General features: G+C 70.2%; 19 protein-coding genes and 3 pseudogenes. 14 read left to right on the top strand and 8 right to left on the bottom strand.

Going from position 1 to position 20,622, the window contains the following annotated elements; translation table 11 throughout:
* Positions 1-92 precede the first annotated feature (92 nt).
* The 6 genes and pseudogenes from N8I87_RS29295 to N8I87_RS29270 all read right to left on the bottom strand — a co-directional run bounded on the left by N8I87_RS29295 (position 93) and on the right by N8I87_RS29270 (position 6,824).
* Positions 93-2,549 carry a 3-keto-alpha-glucoside-1,2-lyase-like domain-containing protein gene (locus N8I87_RS29295; protein ID WP_263213236.1) on the bottom strand — a complete coding sequence of 819 codons (2,457 nt, stop codon included), beginning with the start codon at positions 2,547-2,549 and terminating at the stop codon, positions 93-95.
* Between the two features lie 227 nt (positions 2,550-2,776).
* Positions 2,777-3,583 carry an ABC transporter permease gene (locus N8I87_RS29290; protein WP_263213235.1) on the bottom strand — a complete coding sequence of 269 codons (807 nt, stop codon included), beginning with the start codon at positions 3,581-3,583 and terminating at the stop codon, positions 2,777-2,779.
* Positions 3,580-4,286, bottom strand: a pseudogene (locus N8I87_RS29285) (ABC transporter ATP-binding protein). The gene N8I87_RS29290 and the pseudogene N8I87_RS29285 overlap by 4 nt, the downstream one beginning before the upstream one ends.
* Positions 4,287-4,328: 42 nt before the next feature.
* Positions 4,329-5,372: a YncE family protein gene (locus N8I87_RS29280; RefSeq protein WP_263213234.1), complete on the bottom strand. Its 1,044-nt coding sequence runs from the start codon at positions 5,370-5,372 to the stop codon at positions 4,329-4,331.
* Between the two features lie 88 nt (positions 5,373-5,460).
* Positions 5,461-5,826, bottom strand: coding sequence for a hypothetical protein (locus tag N8I87_RS29275; RefSeq protein ID WP_263213233.1), 366 nt, complete (start codon positions 5,824-5,826; stop codon positions 5,461-5,463).
* Complete coding sequence (locus N8I87_RS29270) at positions 5,823-6,824, bottom strand: DUF1259 domain-containing protein (RefSeq protein ID WP_263213232.1); 1,002 nt, start codon at positions 6,822-6,824, stop codon at positions 5,823-5,825. Before N8I87_RS29270 ends, N8I87_RS29275 begins: the two co-directional genes overlap by 4 nt.
* 176 nt (positions 6,825-7,000) lie before the next feature.
* Here N8I87_RS29270 and N8I87_RS29265 point away from each other — a divergent pair, with 176 nt between their 5' ends.
* From N8I87_RS29265 to N8I87_RS44090, 8 genes and pseudogenes are all read left to right on the top strand, one after another.
* Complete coding sequence (locus N8I87_RS29265; protein WP_263213231.1) at positions 7,001-7,699, top strand: response regulator transcription factor; 699 nt, start codon at positions 7,001-7,003, stop codon at positions 7,697-7,699.
* A complete protein-coding gene (locus N8I87_RS44095) occupies positions 7,696-8,778 on the top strand; it encodes a sensor histidine kinase (RefSeq protein ID WP_317633503.1) in 1,083 nt (360 codons plus the stop codon). Before N8I87_RS29265 ends, N8I87_RS44095 begins: the two co-directional genes overlap by 4 nt.
* 97 nt (positions 8,779-8,875) lie before the next feature.
* Complete coding sequence (locus N8I87_RS29250; RefSeq protein ID WP_263213230.1) at positions 8,876-9,403, top strand: Chromate resistance protein ChrB; 528 nt, start codon at positions 8,876-8,878, stop codon at positions 9,401-9,403.
* Positions 9,400-9,831 (top strand): chromate resistance protein ChrB domain-containing protein, encoded by a 432-nt coding sequence (locus N8I87_RS29245; RefSeq protein ID WP_263213229.1) that lies wholly within the window; start codon positions 9,400-9,402, stop codon positions 9,829-9,831. The genes N8I87_RS29250 and N8I87_RS29245 overlap by 4 nt, the downstream gene beginning before the upstream one ends.
* A 296-nt stretch (positions 9,832-10,127) precedes the next feature.
* A complete protein-coding gene (locus N8I87_RS29240; protein ID WP_263213228.1) occupies positions 10,128-11,012 on the top strand; it encodes a helix-turn-helix domain-containing protein in 885 nt (294 codons plus the stop codon).
* Positions 11,013-11,106: 94 nt separating this feature from the next.
* Positions 11,107-11,220 (top strand): annotated as a pseudogene (locus tag N8I87_RS29235) (transcriptional regulator); the annotation flags it as partial.
* Positions 11,221-11,394: 174 nt separating this feature from the next.
* Positions 11,395-12,087, top strand: coding sequence for a histidine phosphatase family protein (locus N8I87_RS29230; RefSeq protein ID WP_263213226.1), 693 nt, complete (start codon positions 11,395-11,397; stop codon positions 12,085-12,087).
* A 67-nt stretch (positions 12,088-12,154) separates the two neighbouring features.
* A pseudogene (locus tag N8I87_RS44090) lies at positions 12,155-12,220 on the top strand (ATP-binding protein); the annotation flags it as partial.
* Positions 12,221-12,537: 317 nt separating this feature from the next.
* On the opposite strand, the gene N8I87_RS29225 reads toward N8I87_RS44090, so the two are convergent.
* The gene (locus N8I87_RS29225; protein WP_263213224.1) at positions 12,538-13,731 is read right to left on the bottom strand and encodes an ABC transporter substrate-binding protein; all 1,194 of its coding nucleotides are present in this window, start codon (positions 13,729-13,731) and stop codon (positions 12,538-12,540) included.
* A gap of 412 nt (positions 13,732-14,143) precedes the next feature.
* Positions 14,144-15,592, bottom strand: coding sequence for a gamma-aminobutyraldehyde dehydrogenase (locus N8I87_RS29220; protein WP_263213222.1), 1,449 nt, complete (start codon positions 15,590-15,592; stop codon positions 14,144-14,146).
* 170 nt (positions 15,593-15,762) lie between these two features.
* On the opposite strand from N8I87_RS29220, the gene N8I87_RS29215 reads away from it, so the two are divergent.
* The 6 genes from N8I87_RS29215 to N8I87_RS29195 all read left to right on the top strand — a co-directional run bounded on the left by N8I87_RS29215 (position 15,763) and on the right by N8I87_RS29195 (position 20,591).
* Entirely contained in the window at positions 15,763-16,278 is a 516-nt protein-coding gene (locus tag N8I87_RS29215; RefSeq protein ID WP_263213220.1) for an Lrp/AsnC family transcriptional regulator, read from the top strand.
* Positions 16,263-17,645 carry an aspartate aminotransferase family protein gene (locus N8I87_RS29210; RefSeq protein WP_263213219.1) on the top strand — a complete coding sequence of 461 codons (1,383 nt, stop codon included), beginning with the start codon at positions 16,263-16,265 and terminating at the stop codon, positions 17,643-17,645. Before N8I87_RS29215 ends, N8I87_RS29210 begins: the two co-directional genes overlap by 16 nt.
* A 255-nt stretch (positions 17,646-17,900) precedes the next feature.
* A complete protein-coding gene (locus tag N8I87_RS29205) occupies positions 17,901-18,641 on the top strand; it encodes an ABC transporter ATP-binding protein (RefSeq protein ID WP_263213218.1) in 741 nt (246 codons plus the stop codon).
* Positions 18,623-19,633: a hypothetical protein gene (locus N8I87_RS29200; protein ID WP_317633502.1), complete on the top strand. Its 1,011-nt coding sequence runs from the start codon at positions 18,623-18,625 to the stop codon at positions 19,631-19,633. The genes N8I87_RS29205 and N8I87_RS29200 overlap by 19 nt, the downstream gene beginning before the upstream one ends.
* A complete protein-coding gene (locus N8I87_RS44085; RefSeq protein ID WP_317633501.1) occupies positions 19,573-20,088 on the top strand; it encodes a hypothetical protein in 516 nt (171 codons plus the stop codon). Before N8I87_RS29200 ends, N8I87_RS44085 begins: the two co-directional genes overlap by 61 nt.
* Positions 20,089-20,183: 95 nt before the next feature.
* The gene (locus tag N8I87_RS29195; RefSeq protein ID WP_263213217.1) at positions 20,184-20,591 is read left to right on the top strand and encodes a VOC family protein; all 408 of its coding nucleotides are present in this window, start codon (positions 20,184-20,186) and stop codon (positions 20,589-20,591) included.
* Positions 20,592-20,622: the final 31 nt, after the last annotated feature.

Raw genomic sequence — 20,622 nt, 5'->3', positions numbered from 1 at the left:
AGAAAAGGGCCCGCTGAACCCCCGCGGAAGCGAGGGCAGCGTTCCCTTTTCCAATTTCCGAACCGACCGCCTGCACGGCTCGGGGTCGGGTGTCAGAGTTCCTTGATGCGGATGTTCCGGAAGGCGACCTTTCCCGTGTGGGCCTGGAGTCCGATGAAGCCCGAGGTCGGGTCTGCGGTGGCCGGCTTGCCGCGCCAGGTGTCGGTGTTGGTGAACAGCGAGGTCTGGGTGCCGTTCACTCGGACCGTGTACGTGTCGCCGCGGACCTCGATCTCGTAGTCCGTCCACTGCGAGGGGAGCAGCGGAGCGGGCCGTTGGTAAGCCTGGCCGGCCGGGACGGTAATCCCGTAGACGGCGCCAGTGCGGTGCATGTCCTGGCCGTCCGGTGCTGCGGTTTCGTCGATCTGGATCTCGAAGCCGGTGTCGACGGCGACCCAGTGCTGGTTGTTGTAGGGGATCAGGCGGGTGGGGTCGGCCCGGTCGGGGACGGGCTGTCGTGGGTCGCGAGAGCGTACGAAGATTCCGGAGTTGTCCTGGACCGTTCCGATGCGGAATTGCAGCCGGAGGACGAAGTCGCTGAACGGCTGGCGCGCGTAGTAGAGCAGCCCCAGTTCGGCACCGCCGGGCTGGGCGACGATGGCGCCGTCGACCAGGGCGAAACTGCCCCCGCCGACACCGCGCCACAGGCGATAGGTCCGGTCGGTGCCGTCGAAGAGGTGACGGAAACCGGCTTCGGGAGCCGGAGGTTGCGGGCGGGGCTGGATGTGGTCGGCCGTGCGGCGGGACAGGGCGACCCCGGAGAGCATGGGGTTCGGCGAGCCGATGGTCGGCAGGACGCACGGGCCCACCGCGTGGAGGTTGTCGCTCTCGTGCAGACGACCCCAGACATCGGTCACCGAGGATGCCGGGTCCTCCCCCATCCAGAGGGTGCCGCTCTCGTGGTGGGTGGAGGAAAGCGCGTCGCGGCGGGCGTCGGTCGACGGCGGGGTGTTCTGCCAGCCACCGCTGCCGAGGTACTGGACCGGCCCGCCGTTCGCCAGGATCAGTGCGACCTCGTCGGCGGCGCGGTCCAGAGCCTCCCACAGCGCCATGTTGCGTCCGATCGGATCGGCCGGGTCCTGCGCCTCCAGGCGTACGAGTGCCCGGGGCTGGCCGTAGTCGTAAGGGCCCTGCGGGCCGAGCACGTCCAGGGCGACCCGGTTCTCCGGGTCGGGCGACGTCTTGTCGCCGGTCATCTCGCCGATACCGCGCAAGGTCACGACGACCCACTCGTCCGTCAGGTCGCGGAAGCTGTCGAGCGTGTCGATGTCGGGGATCTTCTTGAACAGCTCCGCCTCGGAGTCGGTGCCCAGCGCCCCGACGCCGGAGGCCGTGATCTGGAGGTGGAAGTGCCCGAGGCTGCCGTCGGTGTGGGTGTGAACGCCCTTGACGAACAGGGCTGAGACGGCGAGTTCCTTGACGCCGGCCAGGGCGTTGCCAAGGGCGGTGCGCGGCACGCGGATCGTCACGTTGGAGCGCAGGTGTGCCATGAGGTTGCGGCCGATCAGGCCGTGCGTGTTCGGCAGTGTGGCCAGGGCGACCCGGGTGTTTTCCACCGTGCCCAGGCCGAGGAAGACGTGGCCGCTCGCGGGGACGTCGATCGTGCCCCGATTGGTGACCACCCGTGTGATGCGGCCGCCCTGCCGTTCCAGGCGGATGACCCTGGTGCGGTCGACGAGCATGAGCCGCTTCATCACGTCCCGCTCGCCGGGACCGCCCACGGCGCTGTTTTCCGCTTCGGCTTGGGCCAACCGAGCGGCCCGGATGAGCAGTTGCATGGCGTTGAACTTGTTGAACGGGAAGAAGCCGGGGCGCGGGGAGGCTGACTGCACGGCGAGCGGGGCATCGAGTTCGTGCAGCAGTTGTTTCTTCGGTCGGCTGGCGGTCATCGGCGTGCCCCGGTTGCCCACCAGGGCAGTCGAGTTGTTCGCGCGGGCGCGCAATCCGTCGAACAGGCGCTCTTTCAGCGCCTGGTGGAATGGGCCGTAGACGAAGTCGTTGGTCTGGGCAGTGCCGATCTGCTCGGCTGCCGTATCGAGGTAACCGCCCGCGGTGAGATCGTCGCTCACGGACTTGGGCCATCCGGCCAGTTCGGAGTCGATGAAATACGGTGACCATCCGCCCCAGAACAGCGACCGGCCGCCCGGACAGAAGGCGAGACCGGGGAAGCGCTGATTCCATGGCTGGGGACTGTCCGAATTCCACGGAACTCCCCACACTTCTCCGGGGCTCAGCTGGGGCGGGAGATTCTGCACGTGTTCCGGGAGCGCGAACGACCCAGCCTCTAGTACAAGAATTCGATGTGCGTGCGAAGTGTCGTTGTAGAACAGGTGGCCGGCGAGGATCGACCCGAAACTCCCGCCACCCAGCACGATCAGATCGAAGGGCCGTGCATCGACATGAGCAGTCGTATCAGTGCTGGCCAGGGCCTCGTCAAGGCCGTTGCAGACGTAGCGGCCAAGGACGTCCAGGGTGAAGTCGGTGGTCTGGGGGACGAGACTGGTCGCCATGGGCGATCCCTTCGCCGGGAAGCTGTGCGGCGGATCAATTTCCGGCGCATCTGGCTGACTGGTTTAACCCTCAATACGCAAACCGTCAACGAGACGGAAGAAGTGCAAGAACCTCTTCCGCTCTTCCTCATTCCCTCGCGTGTCCCGGAGTTTCACCCACAACAGGTGCACCAACGAAGATACTGCGCTCAGACCAACGAGGCGTCCCGAGAAAGGGTCAGCATTTCTCAGCCCAGGGAGCCGGAAGTGGCCCTGGCGCCTTCAGCCCCTTCAAGGGGACGCAGTCGGTGGGCATCGTCGAACAGGGCGCGTTCGGCGAGGCGGACGGCAGTGAGCGCGGCGAGCGCCGCTGCGGCGAGCAGCATGTACATCACGACGATCTGGTAGCGGATCGCCGTGAAGGGGTCGACTCCGGCGAGGATGAGGCCGGTCATGGCGCCGGGCAGGCTGATGACGCCGACGGTCTTGGTGGAGTCGAGGGCAGGGATCAGAGCCGTACGGACGATGGTGCGCTGGTGCGGGGCGAAGGCGTCGGTGGCGGAGAGGCCGAGGCTGAGGCGGGCCTCGATGGCAGGGCGGGCCGTGCGGACCTCGTCGTGCAGGCGGGTCAGGGCGAGGGCGGTGGCCTGCATGGCGCCGGAGACGACCATGCCGCCGACGGGGATAACGACGCGGGCCTGGGTGGCGATCACACCGAGGGCGAGCAGGGTGCCCATGGTCGCCGCCGTACCGAGGGTGATCGCGACGGTCGCCGTGAGGAGGGCTTTGGGCAGGGCGGGGGTGCGGCGGGCGGCCACCTGCCCGGCGACGAGCACCATGATGCCGAGCCAGCCGATGGCACCCGCCAGTCCGGTGTGACGGAACACCAGCAGCAACAGGGCACCGACCGCGGCGAGTTGAAGTGCAGCGCGGACGGCGGCGACGGCGATGTCACGGGCCAGGTGGAGGCGTCCGTGCCAGGCCACGGTGATGGTGAGGGCGATGAGGGCGGCGGAGGCGGCGACTCCCGCCCAGGTGGGGACGGCGGGGTTCACGCGGGCTCCTTCAGGTAGTCGACGCGGTGGGCCTCGCCCTGTTCGGCGAGGCGGCCGTCGTCGAGGACGAGGACGTGGTCGGAGAGGCGGCGGGCCTGTGCGGTGTTGTGGCTGACCAGGACCACGGTCAGGCCGTCGGTGACCAGTTCGTGTACGACGCCTTCGACGGCGGCGGTGCCGACCGCGTCGAGGGCGGAGGTGGGTTCGTCCAGGAGCAGTGCCTGGGGAGTGATGGCGAGGGCTCTGGCCAGGCAGACGCGTTGGGCTTCGCCGCCGGAGAGGTTCGTGGTGGCGCGGTCGAGGTAGGTGGCGGGCAGGTGGGCGCGGTCGAGCAGGGCAGCGGCTTCGTGCCGGTCGAGGTCGGGGCGGCCGACGCGCAGGTCGTTCAGGACGGTGTCGGTGAGCAGCACGGGTTGCTGGCCTACGAGGGTGACCTGGCGGCGCAGGGTCAGGACGTTCCAAGCCGGCAGGGGGCGGCCCCGGAAGGCGACGGTCCCGTCGTGGGTTCTTCGAGCCGGTTGAGGAGGCGCAGGAGGGTGGTCTTGCCCGCGCCGCTCGGTCCGACCAGAGCGGTGCAGGCCGAGGCGGGGATGGAGCAGGTGATCTCTTCCAGCAGGGTCGCGTCGCCGCGGCGGACCGTGACCTGGTCCAGGGCGAACGCGCTCGTCTCCGCGGACCCATCTCCACCTATCACCGCAGTCATGCAACCATGGTTACATCAATTTGGCCGATGCCGTCAGAGGGGTCACGGTCCGGGCCGGTACACGAGCAGCGCGGGGTGTCCGTCGGAGCCGTCCGGGACGGGGTAGTAGCTGCGGTGGGTGGTGGGGTCGACGGCGACGACGTGGGCGCCGTCCGCGAGGTGGGCGCGGCCGGTGACGGTCAGGCGCCCGTTTCGGTTGTCGGCGGTGGTGACCCAGCCGGACTCGGCGGCCACATACAAGTGGCGGGCGCCGGGGTCGTAGGCGAGCACGTCGGGGTCCTGCCCGACCCGGTCGCTGCCGGTGATGCGCCAGGTGGTCAGGTCGACGGTCAGCAGGCGGGCGTTGCCGTCGCAGGCGACGAAGGCCAGGTGATCGGTGGGGGCGAGGGTGAGGCCGTGGTCGTGGTCGCAGCCGGGCAGGGGCACGCGGCGGGTGATGTGGAGGGTGGTCGGGTCGATGACGGCGAGTTCGTTGCGGCTCTGGACGTCGACGAGCATCTGCCGGGTGGTGGGGTCGTAGGCGACGTTTCCGGCCTCGCCGCCGAGGGTGACGGTGCCGCGGGATGCTCCGGTCGCGGCGTCGACGACGGTCTCCGAGCCGCCGGACTCGTTGGTGGTCCACACCGTGCCGTGTAGCGGGTCGTAGGCCAAACCGTCGGGGTAGTCGCCGGTGGGGCTTCGGTGCAGCACGGTGCCCGTGGCCTCGTCGATGGCGGCCACCTGGTTGGCGTCGGTGGAGGTGGCGTACACCGTGTGGCGGGACGGGACGACCAGCACGCCGTGGACGCCGGGCAGTCCGTCGATGGTGCGCACGACGCGGTCCGTGTGAACGTCCACCTCGATGACCTGGCTCGCGCCGAGGTGGGCGATGAACAGCAGCCCGCGGTCGGGGTCGAGGCTCGCGTAGTCGAAGCGGGAGCTGTCGCCCGGCAGGGCGATCTCCTTCACCAGGCGGAGCGGCAGCGCCACCTTGGGCGGCTGGCCACCGCCCCGCGTGAGGAGGACGCCGGCCACGGCGGCGACGACGGCGAGGACCAGACCGGCAGTCAGGGCGAGCAGGGCGCGGGGGCTGGGACGACGGATCATGTGCGGGCTTTCCCGGTTCGGTGGTGAAGCGGCCCGGTCGTCCCGCCGCTCGCTGTCCACCGAGAGCGGCGGGACGACCGAGGGCCGTTCAGTACAGGTAGATGTCGACGAGCAGGGCCGCGGCGGCGGCCAGGAGTGCGTAGCGGAGGCTGGTGCGGCTCGGCTGCGCGGCCAGCGGGCCGAGCCCGTAGCCGAGGGACGCGGCGGCGAGGGTGAAGACGCCGGAGCCGGTGTCCTGCCAGCTGACGGGGAAGACGATCACGGGTGCGTCGGTGAAGAACTGATCTCCGTGAGCGGCCCGCAGGATCGCGTTCCAGGCCAGGGGCCCGACCGCTGCGGCAAGCGCACCGGTCACCAGGACAGCACGGCTGCGGCCCCGGGCAGCGGCGATGAGGACGGCCGCGAAGATGGCCGACAGCACGGCGCCGTAGACGATCTGCCCCCAGCCGATCACGCCGGAGCCAGGGCGGTCGCGTCAAGGGCCGGTCGGAGTGCCTTGGCCAGGGTGACGCCGTCACCGGTGGCCCAGAAGTGCAGGTAGAACAGGCGCGGCTGGTCGGTCAGAGAGTGGTTGTGGAGCTCGACGATATCGATGCCTCCCTTGCGCAGAGCCTGGATGACCTTCTGCACCTCAGGTGCGGTCATCACGAAGTCGCCGTTGATGGCGGCCTTGTTGCCGCCCAGGGGCTGGAAGTTGATGCCGGTGGTGATGCCGAGCGCGGGCGGCAGCACGTGGGTGCCGTCGGTGACGGTGTTCGCGCGGGCGATGGAGAACTTGTAGATGCCGCCGTCAGCCGTGCCCTTGCGACCGAGTGCCTTGTCGATGCCGGCGGTGTTCAGGTCGATGGGCGGCTGGGTGGCCGGGGGCGGCGAGGCGGGCGGGATGGCGGTGGCGGCGAGCGCGGGCTTCAGGCCCTTGGCCAGAGTGACCGGGTTGCCCATGGCGTCGATGTGCGTCCACCAGATCGCTGGGGACTGCTGGAGCAGGTGCTTGTGCAGGGCCGTCTGCTCGATCCCGGCGGCCTGCAGCGCGTCGGTGACCTTGGGCAGTTCGTCCTCGGTGACGACCAGGTCGCCCATGAGCATGGTCTCGTGCTCGTACTTGGCGAAGGCCACGTAGCCGCCGAGCGACAGGCCCGGTTTCACGGTCACGCCCTGGGTGGTGACCGTGAGGTCCTTGCGGGGCAGCGGGACGCGGTACACGGTGCCCTTCATCAGCGTTCCAGTGCGGCCGAGGGCATCGGCGACCGGCTTCCAGTCCGCCTCGGTGGTCTGGACGGGCTGTTCAAGGTGCTGGTGCCGGGAGGCGGCCTGCGCCGCGACGACACCGGTACCGCCGCCGGCGTGGCTTCTCGTCTGGGTGCCGCAGCCTGCCATCAGGCCGGTGCTCGCCACCAGCAGGAGCGCAGCCGCCGTCCCTGCGGTCGGCTTCGTGCGCGAACGGGGTGACATGACCACTCCTCGTCGGGGTCGTTGTCGAAGGTGCCTGTGTAACTCAGCGAAGCCGCCGCTGATGAAGTTGCCATGAAGACCCACCCACTCGGGTGACTTCATGCCACCTTCATCAGCGGCGGGGATCGTGAAGGGTGCGACGACGTGCGCGGTGACGGCGGACGAGGGAAGGTGCGATGCGGATCCTGGTGGTCGAGGACGAGCCCAAGATGCGGGACCTGCTGTGCCGGGCCCTGACAGAGGAAGGCTATGCCGTCGACACGGCTCCCGACGGCCCGCAGGCCCTCGCCCTCACCGACGTGGCCGCCTACGACGCGATGGTGCTGGACGTGACGCTGCCGGGCCTGGACGGCTTCGAGGTCTGCGTAACCCTCCGGCAACGCGGTGTGTGGCTGCCGGTGCTCATGCTGACCGCCAAGGACGCAGTCGCCGACCGCGTGCGCGGCCTGGACGGAGGAGCGGACGACTACCTGACCAAACCGTTCAGCCTGGAGGAGCTCTTCGCACGGCTGCGGGTGATGATCCGCCGTGGTCCGTTCGAGCGCCCGGCCGTCCTCACCGCCGGCGATCTGCGTCTGGACCCGGCCACGCGCACTGTGCAACGCGGCGAGGAGGAGATCTCGCTGACCGGCAAGGAGTACGCGCTGTTGGAGGCGCTCCTGCGCCGCCCCGGCACCGTGCTGACCCGCGCCATGCTCGTCGAGCACTGCTGGGACCTGGGCACAAGCCCCGGCTCCAACGTGGTCGACGCCCACATCAAGGCCCTGCGCGACAAGATCGACCGCCCCTACGGCACCCGGGCCGTCGAGACCGTCCGCGGCGCCGGATACCGGATCCGCCGCGACGGCGGCCGCACCACCACCCGCACACCATGAACCGCATCCCGCTCCGCATCCGCCTCACCGCGATCTTCGCCGCCGTGATGGCCCTGGTCCTGACCGGCGCCGGCTACCTCACCCTCAGCCGCTTCCGCGAGGCCCAGAGCGAATACGGCACCGCCACCGGCATCGCCCAACAGGCCCAGCAGGAAGCCCTCGACGACCTGCTGCGCGAGCTGCTCACGGCACTGCCCATCGTGTTCGTGCTGGCCGCCATCGGCGCCTACCTGCTGGCCGCCGCGGCCCTGCGCCCGGTGGAACGCATGCGCACCCAAGCCGCCGCCGTCACCGAGGACACCCCCGGCTACCGCCTCGACGTGCCCCCCAGCCGCGACGAGATCGCCCGCCTCGCCACCACCCTCAACGACATGCTCACCCGGCTTCAGACCGCCCTGGACCATGAGCGGCTCTTCGTCGCCGACGCCAGCCACGAACTGCGCACCCCGCTCAGCCTGCTACGCACCGAGATCGAACTCGCCCTACGGCACCCCCGCGGCGCCACCGAACTGCACGCCGCCCTCGTCTCCGCGCACGAGGAGACCGAACGGCTCGTCCAGCTCGCCGAGGACCTGCTGCTCCTGGCCCGCACCGACCGTCGCGACACCACCCCGGCCGGGTCGACGGTGCACGACCTGGCCCCTCTCCTGCGCAGCGTGGCCGCCCGTCTCCGCAACGGCTCCCCTGGCAGGGCCGTCACCGTCGACTGCCCCGCCGGACTGACCGCCGCCATCCCGAGCGACCGGCTGGAGCGAGCGGTGACGAACCTTCTCCACAACGCCCAGCAGCACGGCCGCGGCCCCGTTGAAGTGACCGCCCGCCCCTACGAGAAGCAGATCCGCATCGAGGTCCGAGACCACGGCCCCGGCTTTCCGCCCGACTTCCTTCCACACGCCTTCGACCGCTTCACCCAGGCCGACCGCTCCCGCGCCACCACGGGAACCGGCCTCGGACTGGCCATCACCGCCGCCATCGCCCGCGCAGCCGATGGCGCGTACGGCGCCTTCAACCACCCCGACGGAGGCGCCGTCGTATGGATCACCCTCCACACCCTTCCGCTCCCGCCCGTGTCCACTTGATGCACCCCAAGCAGCATGCAACCATGGTTGCATTCGATCTGACTGTGGGGAGCATCGATGGGCCGGACAACGTCCGATGCAGGGATCGGTACACGCCGTGACCGCTGACCGGCCGACCCGCAACCCGGGCGAGTGGGTCCTGCTCTCCTACCGGATGCCCCGAGAACCCTCCACGCCCCGCATCAAGATCTGGCGCAAGCTCAAGCGCCTGGGAGTCGCCCAGCTCTCCGACGGCCTGGTCACACTGCCCGCCGACGCCCGCACCCGCGAACAGCTGGAGTGGATTGCCGACGAGGCCATCGAAGCCGGTGGCTCCGCCTCCATCTGGCTGGCCCGGCCGGCAACCCACGCCCAGGAGCGCGAACTGGCGACGGCCATGGCCACCGCCCGCGCCGCCGAGTACCAAGCCGTCATCGACCAGGCAACCCAAGCCGCCGGCGCGGCCAACGCCGCATCGGTCGTCCGCAGGCTGCGCGCCGAACTGCGACGTATCGGCCGACGCGACTTCTTCCCGCCCCTCGAACGCGACCGCGCACATGCCGCCGTACGCGCCCTCGCCGACGAGCCAGGCGGCAAAGCCGGCGCAGCGCCGAAGACCGCAAGCCATCCGGGGAAGAGCGCATGAAGTGGGCGACCCGCGCCGGGATCCACATCGACCGGGCCGCCTGCGCCTGGCTGATCCGCCGGCACGTCGACAAGGAGGCGCAGTTCGTCTTCGTCACCGACCCCGCCGAAGTCCCGGACGACGCGACCCCGTTCGACATGCGCGGTGTGGAACTCGGCCACCACGGCGGCGACTGCTCCTTCGAGACGATCCTGCGCCACTACGAGCTGGCCGACCCCGTGCTGTGGAAACTCGCGGAGATCGTCCACGAGGCCGACCTCGACGACGAACGCTACGACGCCCCCGAAGCCCCCGGTGTGGACGCAGTCCTGCGCGGCCTGTCCATGATCTGTGACGACCAGCGGATCCTGGAGCTGACCGGCCCCCTCTTCGACGGCCTGTACGAGTACCACCACCGGGCCATGTTGATAGGGCGCGCCCCCTCCTGAAGTCGTTCGACCATCTGTACGAGTCATCCGGGAGCAAGCCAGGTCCCTCGTCATCGCCTCGTTGCCCGAAACGGCATGCGGCCCGGGTCCAGTCCGGACGTCCCGATGGTGACCGCAGCATGGTCGTGGCGAACCGACGGAATTCGCTGACCTGCTGAAACGCGGCCTCTGCGGAGTGGAGGTCCCACGATGGAGTGTCGAGTTTCCCGGCGAACTGCGGTACGCCGGTGTCGTCGGTCTGGGTGGTCATGGCGGGTTCCCAGGTTGGGAACCAGATGGTGGCGAAGACTTCGAGCGTGGTGAGGAAGACCTCGAAGGCGGCCGGGAAGCCGCGTCCGAAGCGCCCGCTGATCCGTCTGGGGGAGATCAAGACCGGTCGAGTCGTGAACCGGCTGCGGGAGCTGCACGAGCTGGGCAGCGCGCAGGTCGATGACCCGTTTGTGAGGGAGCTGCACGGGCTGAAGGTGCGCACTGGTCTCAGTCTTTCGGCCCTGGCCGCGCGCACCCCGTACAGCAAGTCCGCCTGGCACCGCTATCTCCGCGGCGTCCAGCGGCCCCCTCGTTCGGCCGTGGAGGAACTCGCCCGGCTGGCGGGCGTCGACCCCGCGCCGGTGCTGGTCCGGTGGCAGGAGGCCGATCATGCGCTGGTCCCGGGGGCGCCGCCGGGCGGCGCCCCCGTGGCACGGCCCGCCCGTTCCCGGTTGCTGCTGTCGGCGTTTGCCCTGGTCGTCACTGCTGCTGCGGTGGCCGTGATCCCATTCCTGGCCAACCGCTCCGGTGATCCAGGCGAGCGGCCCGCCGTGGGCTTCTCGCCCGGTGGTCCGGGCGAACGGCCCGCGGTGGGCTCCTCGTGCCGGGGCAGGGCCTGTGAGGGACAGCTACCTGACCTCTCCGACTGCGACCGCGATGCGCAGACCAAAGCCCACGTCCATGCCGACTCGTACGTGGTGCGGCTGGAGTACTCCCCGTCCTGCGGCACCGCTTGGGCCGAGCTCCAGGCGCGGAGTTCGGCCGCTCGCGTCATCTCCGTCCGGTCCGGGAGCAACGTGCTGTCCGTGACGTATCCGGGCGACGGTTCGGGTGGCTGGGCCAGCCCGATGCTTGCCGTGGCATCACCCCAAGGAGTGGAAGCCTGCGCCAAAGTGGACAGCAGGCTGGCGTGCACCGGCCTGGGTGCGTAACCACCGCAGGGGCGTTGACCGGTGTCCTCGCCTATAGGCCCAGGCACATCCCGTGTTCCCTGTCCCGCCGGGCCCGCAGCGGCCCGCTCCGAGGTACGACAACCACGTCGCCGAACTGCTGGAGCAGGCCCTGTATCACGTCGAGCACCTGCGCCTCGGCCTGCGTGACACCCCGGCCGCGGCAGTCGCCGCCTCCAAGGCTCACTGAGCGGATCGGATGGATCACACCGAGTTCGCCCTGGTGGCGGAGCCGCGTCGGCCGACTGGCGGGGTGGTTCCGGACATCAGGCGGATGGTGCGCCGGGAGGGTTTCCGACGACCCTGGAGCGCACGAGTCCCGACGTGGCGGCAGCCGTGCCGGGCCAAGAAGGAGGTCCGTCCGATGACGATCTGCCTGACGTTCCTGTGTGCGCCCGGCGGTGACGCCACCCTGGATCCGGTTCTCGGTGACGCTCCCCTGAGCGAGTGCAGCCTGCGCAAGGCAGGCGCCGCGGCAGAAGCGCTCCCTCCCCACGGCCCGACTGTCCGGGCCCCTTCGGTCCGCTGCACGCAGACCGCTGACGCCCTCGGCCTGGCGGCAGTCTCCGAGCCTGCGCTGCGCGATCTCGGCCTCGGTGAATGGTGCGGTCGTACTGTCGACGACGTCGCCGCAACCGATCCTGACGGGTTCACCGCCTGGCTCACCGATCCGGATGCCGCACCACACGAAGGTGAGTCCGTACGCCGGCTCTGCCGCCGAACAGCGGACTGGCTGAGCTTCATGGAGCCCGCCACGGGCCACACCGTGGCCATCACCGAAGCAGCCGTGATCCGGGCAGCGCTCATCCATGCTCTGGGCGTACCGGCAAGAGCCTTCTGGCACCTCACTGTGCCGCCGCTGTCCACGGTCACCCTCACCTGGCGAGGTGGCCACTGGGACGTACGGCTCGGCTACGTCGCCACTGCGCGGGAGGTCGGGCGAGGGCCGGCCTCTCCCCGGATCAGCGGAGCCAGGTCGGCACACCGGCAGGCTCGAAATGCCTCGTCCAGCACGGGTGTCATCGCGGCCGGACAGTCAGCGGTTCGGCACTCCTGAGAAGACGCGCCCGGGCCCGCATTCCGCAGCACTTCGTCCTCCACGCTGACCCGGCCGCCCAGGCCACATGCCCATGACTGTCCTGGTCGAGCAGTGCTGGCGCGAGATCAGCACGGGCCTCGCCCAACATGCGCAGATCGCAGAGGCCGTCAAGAGTTGAGGTCCGCCCGCGGCTCCAGATCGAAGCATCCGGGCCCTTACGCGGCCCTCGTCGCTACGGCCCGAGCAGATGCCGGAGCGCAGATGAACCTCGCCTGGCAGCAGGCGTCGATCACCACCGACAGCGGAATGAACCTCGGCACCCCGTATCCGCGAGATCGCTCAAACGCCGCCCAGGCCGTGCATCGAAGTGATGCGCCGTCAACTCTGCAAGTGGCAGCCGATCATGGTGCCAACTATCCCTCTTTTGTGCCAACTAAAAATCCTCGTCACACAACGGCATCGCTGTCGTCACAGCCCCACGAGCTTGTTCCAGCGCTTCGCGAACTCCACCCGCTCCGTGGACTTGATGTCCCGGGCGATCGCCAGGCGGCGGCGCATCGCGGTGTCCGGGAAGATCAGTGGGTTGTCCGCGAGGGCCGCGGTGTCCTTGTCCTTGGAGGACGCCAGGACGTCCCTGGCCGCCGGGACCGGGCAGACGTAGTTGACCCAGGCGGCGAGTTCCGCGGCGACCTCGGGCTCGTAGTAGTAGTCCACCAACCGCTCGGCGTTGGCCTTGTGGCGGGCGCGGTTGGGGATCATCAGGGAGTCCGACCAGAGCTCCGCGCCCTCCTCGGGGACGACGAAGCGGATGTCGGGGTTGTCGGCCTGGAGCTGGATGACGTCGCCGGAGTAGGCCTGGCAGGCCAGTACGTCCCCGCTGACCAGGTCCTTGGTGTAGTCGTTGCCGGTGAAGCGGCGGATCTGGCCCCGGTGGACCTCCTTCTCCACCTGGTCGCACACCCCGTGGAAGTCGTCCGCCGTCCACTTGGTGATGTCCACGCCGTTGCCCTGCATGAGCAGCGCGAACGCCTCGTCCAGGCCGGACAGGAGGGTCACCCGGCCCTTGAGGTCGCTCGCCCAGAGGTCGGAGACATGACGGATCTCGCGGCCCAGCTTGCGGCGGTTGTACGCGATACCGGTGATGCCGGACTGCCACGGCACCGTGAACCTGCGGCCGGGGTCGAAGGCGGGCGAGCGCAGAAGCGGGTCCAGGTACTTCGCCACGTTGGGCTGCCGGGCTCGGTCCATCTTCTGGACCCAGCCCAGCCGCACGAACCGCGCGCACATCCAGTCGCTGATGACGATCAGGTCGCGGCCCGTCGACTGGTGGTTCATCAACGACGGGCTGATCTTGCCGAAGAACTCGTCGTTGTCGTTGATCTCCTCGATGTAGTCGACGGATATCCCGGTGCGCTTCTCGAAGGCCTCGAGCGTCGGCCGCTTGTTCGGGTCGTCGTCGTCCGTATCGATGTAGAGGGGCCAGTTCGCCCAGGTCAGCTTCTTGTCCTTGGCGGACAGATCGGCTACGGCGCGGTCGCCGGGCTTCACGTACGCGGCGGGCACCCCGCAGCCGGCGAGGGCGCCGAGCCCGGCGGTGCCGCCCAGCGCGCGCAGCAGGGAGCGGCGGGAGAGCGCGGGCGTGTGGGAAGAAGTCTGGGGCACCCTGGCAGCATGCCTCCCCGGCCTGCGGCCGGACAATCGACGGTGCGTCGAGCGGGCCCGGACGTAGCCGACACCTTGTCGATACGATCAGGTCCCCGCGCGGGGACGCGGACCGACCGGAGCCGGACCGACCTCCACGGTCAGCCCGCAGTGCGGATGCGTCGCGTCCGCCCGGTCCGGACAGAAGCCCAACTGCCCTCCCCCGCCGGGCGGTCATGCCGTACGGCATTGTCGGCGATGTTGACGACCAGGCCTCCGGCCACGACGCACTCCAGCCCCCGCACCCGCGGCAGCCCCCTCAAGGGCGGCGGGCCCCCTCGTCGCGCGGCCCCGCGACGGTCCGCCCGCCGCGCAGAAAGACACCGCGGCCCCGGACGGGCTGTCCTCCGTCCGGGGCCGCGGGTTTGTGGCGTCAGCCGTCCAGCGACGTCATGACGTGCTTGACGCGGGTGTAGTCGTCGAAGCCGTACGCCGACAGGTCCTTGCCGTAGCCGGACTTCTTGAAGCCGCCGTGCGGCATCTCGGCAACCAGCGGGATGTGGGTGTTGATCCACACACAGCCGAAGTCGAGCTTCTTGGACATCCGCATGGCGCGGCCGTGGTCCTTGGTCCAGACGGAGGAGGCGAGGGCGTACTCGACGCCGTTGGCCCACTCGACGGCCTGGTCCTCGTCGGTGAAGGACTGGACGGTGATGACCGGGCCGAAGACCTCGTTCTGGATGATCTCGTCGTCCTGCTTCAGGCCGGAGACGACGGTCGGGGCGTAGAAGTAGCCCTTGTCGCCGACCCGGTGGCCGCCCGCCTCGACCTTGGCGTGGGCAGGGAGGCGCTCGATGAAGCCGGTGACCTGCTGGAGCTGGTTCGGGTTGTTGAGCGGGCCGAACAGCACGTCCTCGTCGTCCGGCTGGCCGGTCTTCGTCTCGGCGGCGGCCTTGGCGAGCGCCGCGACGAACTCGTCGTGGACGGACTCCTGGACGAGGACGCGGGTGGCGGCCGTGCAGTCCTGGCCGGCGTTGAAGAAGCCCGCCACGGAGATGTCCTCGACGGCCTTGGCGATGTCGGTGTCGTCGAACACGACGACCGGCGCCTTGCCGCCCAGCTCCAGGTGGACGCGCTTGACGTCCTTGGCCGCGGACTCGGCGACCGACATGCCGGCCCGGACGGAGCCGGTGATGGAGGCCATCGCCGGGGTGGGGTGCTCGACCATCCGGCGGCCGGTGTCACGGTCGCCGCAGATGACGTTGAAGACGCCCTTGGGCAGGATCGAGCCGAGGATCTCGGCGATCAGGACCGTGGAGGCCGGGGTGGTGTCCGAGGGCTTCAGGACGACGGTGTTGCCCGCGGCGATCGCCGGGGCGAACTTCCACACGGCCATCATCATCGGGTAGTTCCACGGCGCGACCTGGGCGCAGACGCCGACCGGCTCGCGGCGGACGATGGAGGTCATCCCCTCCATGTACTCACCGGCGCTCCGCCCCTCCAGCATGCGGGCGGCGCCCGCGAAGAAGCGGATCTGGTCGACCATCGGCGGAATCTCTTCGGAGCGGGTCAGCCCGGTCGGCTTGCCCGTGTTCTCCACCTCGGCCGCGATCAGTTCCTCGGCGCGCTCCTCGAACGCGTCCGCGATCTTCAGGAGGGCCTTCTGCCGCTCCGCGGGCGTCGTGTCGCGCCAGCCGGGGAAGGCCGCGGCGGCGGCCGCCATGGCGGCGTCGACGTCCGCCTGCCCGGACAGCGGTGCGGTCGCGTACGCCTCGCCCGTCGCGGGGTTGACCACCTCGGTGGTCCGTCCGTCGGCGGCGTCCCGGAACTCGCCGTCAATGTAGTTCCGTAGTGTGCGCAGCCCACGCAGCTCGGTGCTCACTGCCGGCCTCCTGATCAGGTTCAAGCTGTCCAATCGCTGAGACACCCACCCTAATCCGCGGTCCCACGTTTTCAACACCCCCATCGGGGCCACTTCTGCGAAATCCGCAGGACTGGGTCACACAAACAACGAATTTCATCGATACGGCCTTGCGGAAGTGTCGAGACGTCGTGCACAGTGAGCTCGTGGCCAGTCGAAGCGCAGACCAGAGGGACTCCCGCGAGTCCAGGAACGGCACCCCCCAGCTGGACGCCGTCTCCCTCGCCATCATTCAGCAGCTCCAGGAGGACGGCCGCCGTCCGTACGCCGCCATCGGCAAGGCCGTGGGCCTGTCCGAGGCGGCCGTGCGCCAGCGCGTCCAGAAGCTGCTGGACCAGGGCGTGATGCAGATCGTGGCCGTCACGGACCCGCTCACCGTGGGCTTCCGGCGGCAGGCGATGGTGGGTATCAACGCCGAGGGCGATGTCGAGTCGATCGCGGAAGCGCTGACTGACATGTCGGAAGTCGAGTACGTGGTGATGACCGCGGGCTCGTTCGACATCCTCGCCGAGATCGTCTGCGAGGACGACGACCACCTGCTGGACGTCATCAACAAACGCATCCGGGCGCTGCCCGGCGTGCGCTCCACCGAGAGCTTCGTCTACCTCAAGCTCAAGAAGCAGACCTATATGTGGGGAACCCGATAACCGTGAGCCAGAAGGACCTCAGCCGCACCGCGTACGACCACCTGTGGATGCACTTCACCCGCATGTCCTCGTACGAGAACTCCCCCGTCCCGACCATCGTCCGGGGCGAGGGCACCTACATCTACGACGACAAGGGCAAGCGCTACCTGGACGGTCTCGCGGGTCTGTTCGTGGTCCAGGCCGGTCACGGCCGCACGGAGCTCGCCGAGACCGCCTTCAAGCAGGCCCAGGAGCTGGCGTTCTTCCCGGTGTGGTCCTACGCCCACCCGAAGGCCGTGGAGCTGGCCGAGCGCATCGCCGACTACGCCCCCGGCGACCTGAACAAGGTCTTCTTCACCACTGGCGGCGGCGAGGCGGTCGAGACCGCCTGGAAGCTGGCCAAGCAGTACTTCAAGCTCACCGGCAAGCCGACCAAGTACAAGGTCATCTCCCGCGCAGTCGCCTACCACGGCACCCCGCAGGGCGCCCTGTCCATCACCGGCCTGCCGGGCCTGAAGGCCCCCTTCGAGCCGCTGGTGCCGGGCGCGCACAAGGTTCCGAACACCAACATCTACCGCGCCCCGATCTTCGGCGACGACCCGGAGGCCTTCGGCCGCTGGGCCGCCGACCAGATCGAGCAGCAGATCCTCTTCGAGGGCCCCGACACCGTCGCCGCGGTCTTCCTGGAGCCCGTGCAGAACGCCGGCGGCTGCTTCCCGCCCCCGCCCGGCTACTTCCAGCGGGTCCGCGAGATCTGCGACCAGTACGACGTGCTGCTCGTGTCGGACGAGGTCATCTGCGCCTTCGGCCGCCTGGGCACGATGTTCGCCTGTGACAAGTTCGGCTACGTCCCGGACATGATCACCTGCGCCAAGGGCATGACCTCGGGCTACTCCCCGATCGGCGCCTGCGTGATCTCCGACCGCCTCGCCGAGCCGTTCTACAAGGGCGACAACACCTTCCTGCACGGCTACACCTTCGGCGGCCACCCGGTCTCCGCGGCCGTGGGCCTGGCCAACCTGGACCTGTTCGAGCGCGAGGGCCTCAACCAGCACGTCCTCGACAACGAGTCCGCGTTCCTGTCCACCCTGCAGAAGCTGCACGACCTGCCGATCGTCGGCGACGTCCGCGGCAACGGCTTCTTCTACGGCATCGAGCTCGTCAAGGACAAGGCGACGAAGGAGTCCTTCAGCGAGGAGGAGACCGAGCGCGTGCTGTACGGCTTCCTCTCCAAGGCGCTCTACGAGAACGGCCTGTACTGCCGTGCCGACGACCGCGGTGACCCGGTCGTCCAGCTCGCCCCGCCGCTGATCTCCGACCAGGACACGTTCGACGAGATCGAGCAGATCCTGCGTGCGACGCTCACGGAGGCGTGGACGAAGCTCTGATCTTCCGCCTGGATGATCAACGTCGGCCCCGGTGCCGTCCGTTCGAGTGAGAACGGACGCCCGGGGCCGTGTGCTGTCCGGCCTCCCGCCGGGACCTGCCTAGCGTGCCAGTGACCGATCGGCCCGGCTTTCGTTCCCCCGGAAGGCCCTTTCGTCATATTCCCGTCGCCCGTCCGGAGGGCAGGCGGGCGTGCGACGACGGGGCCTCACGGGGGATCGAGCACGGGAAAACGGATCAGAACCGAGGTGTACGCCATGGAGGCCCCGCCGGACAACGACGTGCTCTGGGCACGCTCCCTGCACCACCGGCACCCCGACGGCTCGCCCGCGCTCGCCGGCGTCTCGCTCGGCGTACGGGAGGGCGAGATCCTCGCCGTCAGCGGCCCGCGCGGCAGCGGCAAGACCACCCTGCTGCGCTGTCTGTCCGGCCTGGTGCCGGTGCGGCACGGCGAGGTCTGGTTCAACAGCGTGCCCCTGCACAGCATGGGCCCCGTCGGCCGCGAGCGGCTGCGCCGGGACCGCTTCAGCTGGATCGATCCGGCACCGCTGCTCCTGCCCGAGCTGAACGTCTGGGAGAACGCGGCCCTCCCCCTGATGCTGCGCGGCACCAGCCGCCGCCGGGCCAAGACCGCCGCCCTCGAGTGGCTGGAGCGTCTCGACATCGGCGACAAGGCCCGCAGGCGCCCGCACCAACTGCACCAGGCCGAACGGCAGCGCGCCTCCATCGCCCGCGCCCTGGCCCCCGCCCCGACCGTCCTGTTCGCCGACGAGCCGACGGCGCCGCTGCACCGCGCCGACCGCTCCCACGTCCTGCGCACGCTGATGACGGCGGCCCGCTCGCACGGCATCACGGTGGTGCTGGCCACGCACGACGCCGAGACCGCGGCCCTCGCCGACCGCACGGTGTCCCTGCTGGACGGGCGGCGCGTGAACACCGTGCATCTGCCTCCGGCGCCCGATACGGAAGGCCGGGCCGCGTGCTCGCTCTCCGCCTGACCCGGGTCGCCCACCCCGCGGTCCAGCTGCGCCGCCTCCTCGTGGCCACGGCCGCCGCGGGCACGGGCTTCCTGCTCCTGGCCGCCCTCGGCTACGCGCTGAGCCACCCCGATGACCCCGCCGCCCCCGCCGCCCCCGCCGCCGGCTCCCTGCGCCTGGCCTGGTGCGCGCTGCCCCTGGCGGCCACGGTGTACCTCGCGGTCGGGGTCGCCCGCACCGACCCCGGCACAAAACCCCGCCCCGGCCTCTCGGCCCTCGGTCTCGGCCCGGCCCGGCTGATGGCGATCTCCGTGGTCACGACGGCCCTGTCCTGCGCCCTTGGCTCGATGCTGGCGCTGCTGCTCTTCCTCCATCTGCGCGGCGACCTCACCGGCATGCCCTTCGACGGCGCCGCGAAGGAGTTCCTGGCGGCAGGCGAGCCCCTCCCACTGCCGGGCACGCTCACCCTGCTCGCACTCGTACCGGGGATCGCGTCCGCGGCGGTGGCCTTCACGCTGCGCCCCCGGGACACCCGCCCCGCGGCCGGCCGCACCGCTCGCGGGGACGGCCGCTTCGGGTCGTACGGCCACGCGGCATCGCGGGAGACCTTCGGGGCGTACGGCCGCTTCGGCACACGCCTGAGGATCGGCGCCGCCGCCCGGCCCCGGGCGGCCGGAACACCGAGACGGACGCACACCCGGCCACGGACGCCCACCCGGCCACGAGCGTCCCGGCACCGGGCGCCCCGGCCACGGGCGTCCCCGCACCGGCCGACGGCACCTCGCACGACCCGGACCACGAGACCGACCCCCACGCGGCGGCGCCGCACGCCCCGGGATGGACCGGCACCCTCGCTCCCGACCCGCACGGCTCCCCGGCCGGGCTCCCCTGGGGCTTCGCCGTCCTCGCCGCCGGCCTCGCCGTCGAGGCGTACACGAGCCGCTCCGGCCCCGTGGCCCTCCCCGGCGACGCCGTCGGCGGTACGGCCGGAGTACTGGCCGGCTGGGCCCTGACGGCCCTGGGCCTGATCCTGGCCGCCCCGGGCCTCACCCATCTGTGCGGCCGCCTGCTGCAGGCGGCGCACCCGGGAGCGCTCCGCCTCCTGGCCGGCCGTGTCCTCATGGCGGAGGCCGGCCGCATCGGCCGCCCCGTGGGCGTGGTCTGCGCGGTCGCGTCGGGCACGTACGCCATGACCGCGCTGTACGGCGGCGCCGTACCCTCCTTCTTCGGCCCGCTGACCGTCCTCGGCACCCTCCTGGTCACCGGCTGCACCACGGCCACGCTGTTCACGGCGGCCGTGGCGGCCAGGCAGTCCCGCGCCGACACCACCGCGGCCCTGCTCCGTCTCGGTGCGCCCGCGCGCATGCTGCGCAGCGCCGCCGCCCTGCGCGCGGGCGCCCTGCTCGCCCTCTTCGCCCCGCTCGCGCTGGTGACCGCGCAGCTGACGGCGCTCCCGCTGGCCCACTGAGAATCCGCGGAAAAAGTTCGCGGACCGCCGATGATTTCTCCGGCGGCCCGGTGTCTACCCCTGCGAACGGCACGACCCCCGAGGGAGAGAACGGCATGTACCAGCAGATGATCTTCGTGAACCTGGCCACCAACGACGTCGACGCCGCGAAGAAGTTCTTCACGGAGCTCGGCTACTCGATCAACCCGCAGTTCAGCACCGACGACAACGCCTGCGTCGTGATCAGCGACACGATCATCGCGATGCTGCTGAGCAAGCAGCGCTACGCCGACTTCACGAAGAAGGAGATCGCCGACTCGACGAAGACCAGCGAGGTGCTGATCTGTCTGAGCGCCGAGAGCCGCGAGAAGGTCGACGAGCTGGTCGACAAGGCGATCGCGGCCGGCGGCTCGGCGACCGGCGAGACCCAGGACCAGGGCTTCATGTACGGCCGCGCCTTCGACGACCTCGACGGCCACACGTGGGAGGTCGTGTGGATGGACCCGGCCGCGGTGCAGGGCTGACGGGATACCGGTTCGCCACCCCGAACGCCTG

The organism is Streptomyces sp. HUAS 15-9 (assembly GCF_025642155.1).
In the GTDB taxonomy this organism is placed as follows: Bacteria; Actinomycetota; Actinomycetes; order Streptomycetales; family Streptomycetaceae; genus Streptomyces.
This window is presented reverse-complemented; position numbering and strand designations above follow the sequence as displayed.

What these genes read in the sequence shown, in the direction of transcription:
- N8I87_RS44095 (WP_317633503.1), top strand. Translation starts at nt 7,696, where the DNA reads ATGAACCGCATCCCGCTCCGCATCCGCCTCACCGCGATCTTCGCCGCC.
- N8I87_RS29245 (WP_263213229.1), top strand. Translation starts at nt 9,400, where the DNA reads ATGAAGTGGGCGACCCGCGCCGGGATCCACATCGACCGGGCCGCCTGC.
- N8I87_RS29230 (WP_263213226.1), top strand. Translation starts at nt 11,395, where the DNA reads ATGACGATCTGCCTGACGTTCCTGTGTGCGCCCGGCGGTGACGCCACC.
- N8I87_RS29270 (WP_263213232.1), bottom strand. Translation starts at nt 6,824, where the DNA reads ATGTCACCCCGTTCGCGCACGAAGCCGACCGCAGGGACGGCGGCTGCG.
- N8I87_RS29280 (WP_263213234.1), bottom strand. Translation starts at nt 5,372, where the DNA reads ATGATCCGTCGTCCCAGCCCCCGCGCCCTGCTCGCCCTGACTGCCGGT.
- N8I87_RS29265 (WP_263213231.1), top strand. Translation starts at nt 7,001, where the DNA reads ATGCGGATCCTGGTGGTCGAGGACGAGCCCAAGATGCGGGACCTGCTG.
- N8I87_RS29205 (WP_263213218.1), top strand. Translation starts at nt 17,901, where the DNA reads ATGGAGGCCCCGCCGGACAACGACGTGCTCTGGGCACGCTCCCTGCAC.
- N8I87_RS29195 (WP_263213217.1), top strand. Translation starts at nt 20,184, where the DNA reads ATGTACCAGCAGATGATCTTCGTGAACCTGGCCACCAACGACGTCGAC.
- N8I87_RS29295 (WP_263213236.1), bottom strand. Translation starts at nt 2,549, where the DNA reads ATGGCGACCAGTCTCGTCCCCCAGACCACCGACTTCACCCTGGACGTC.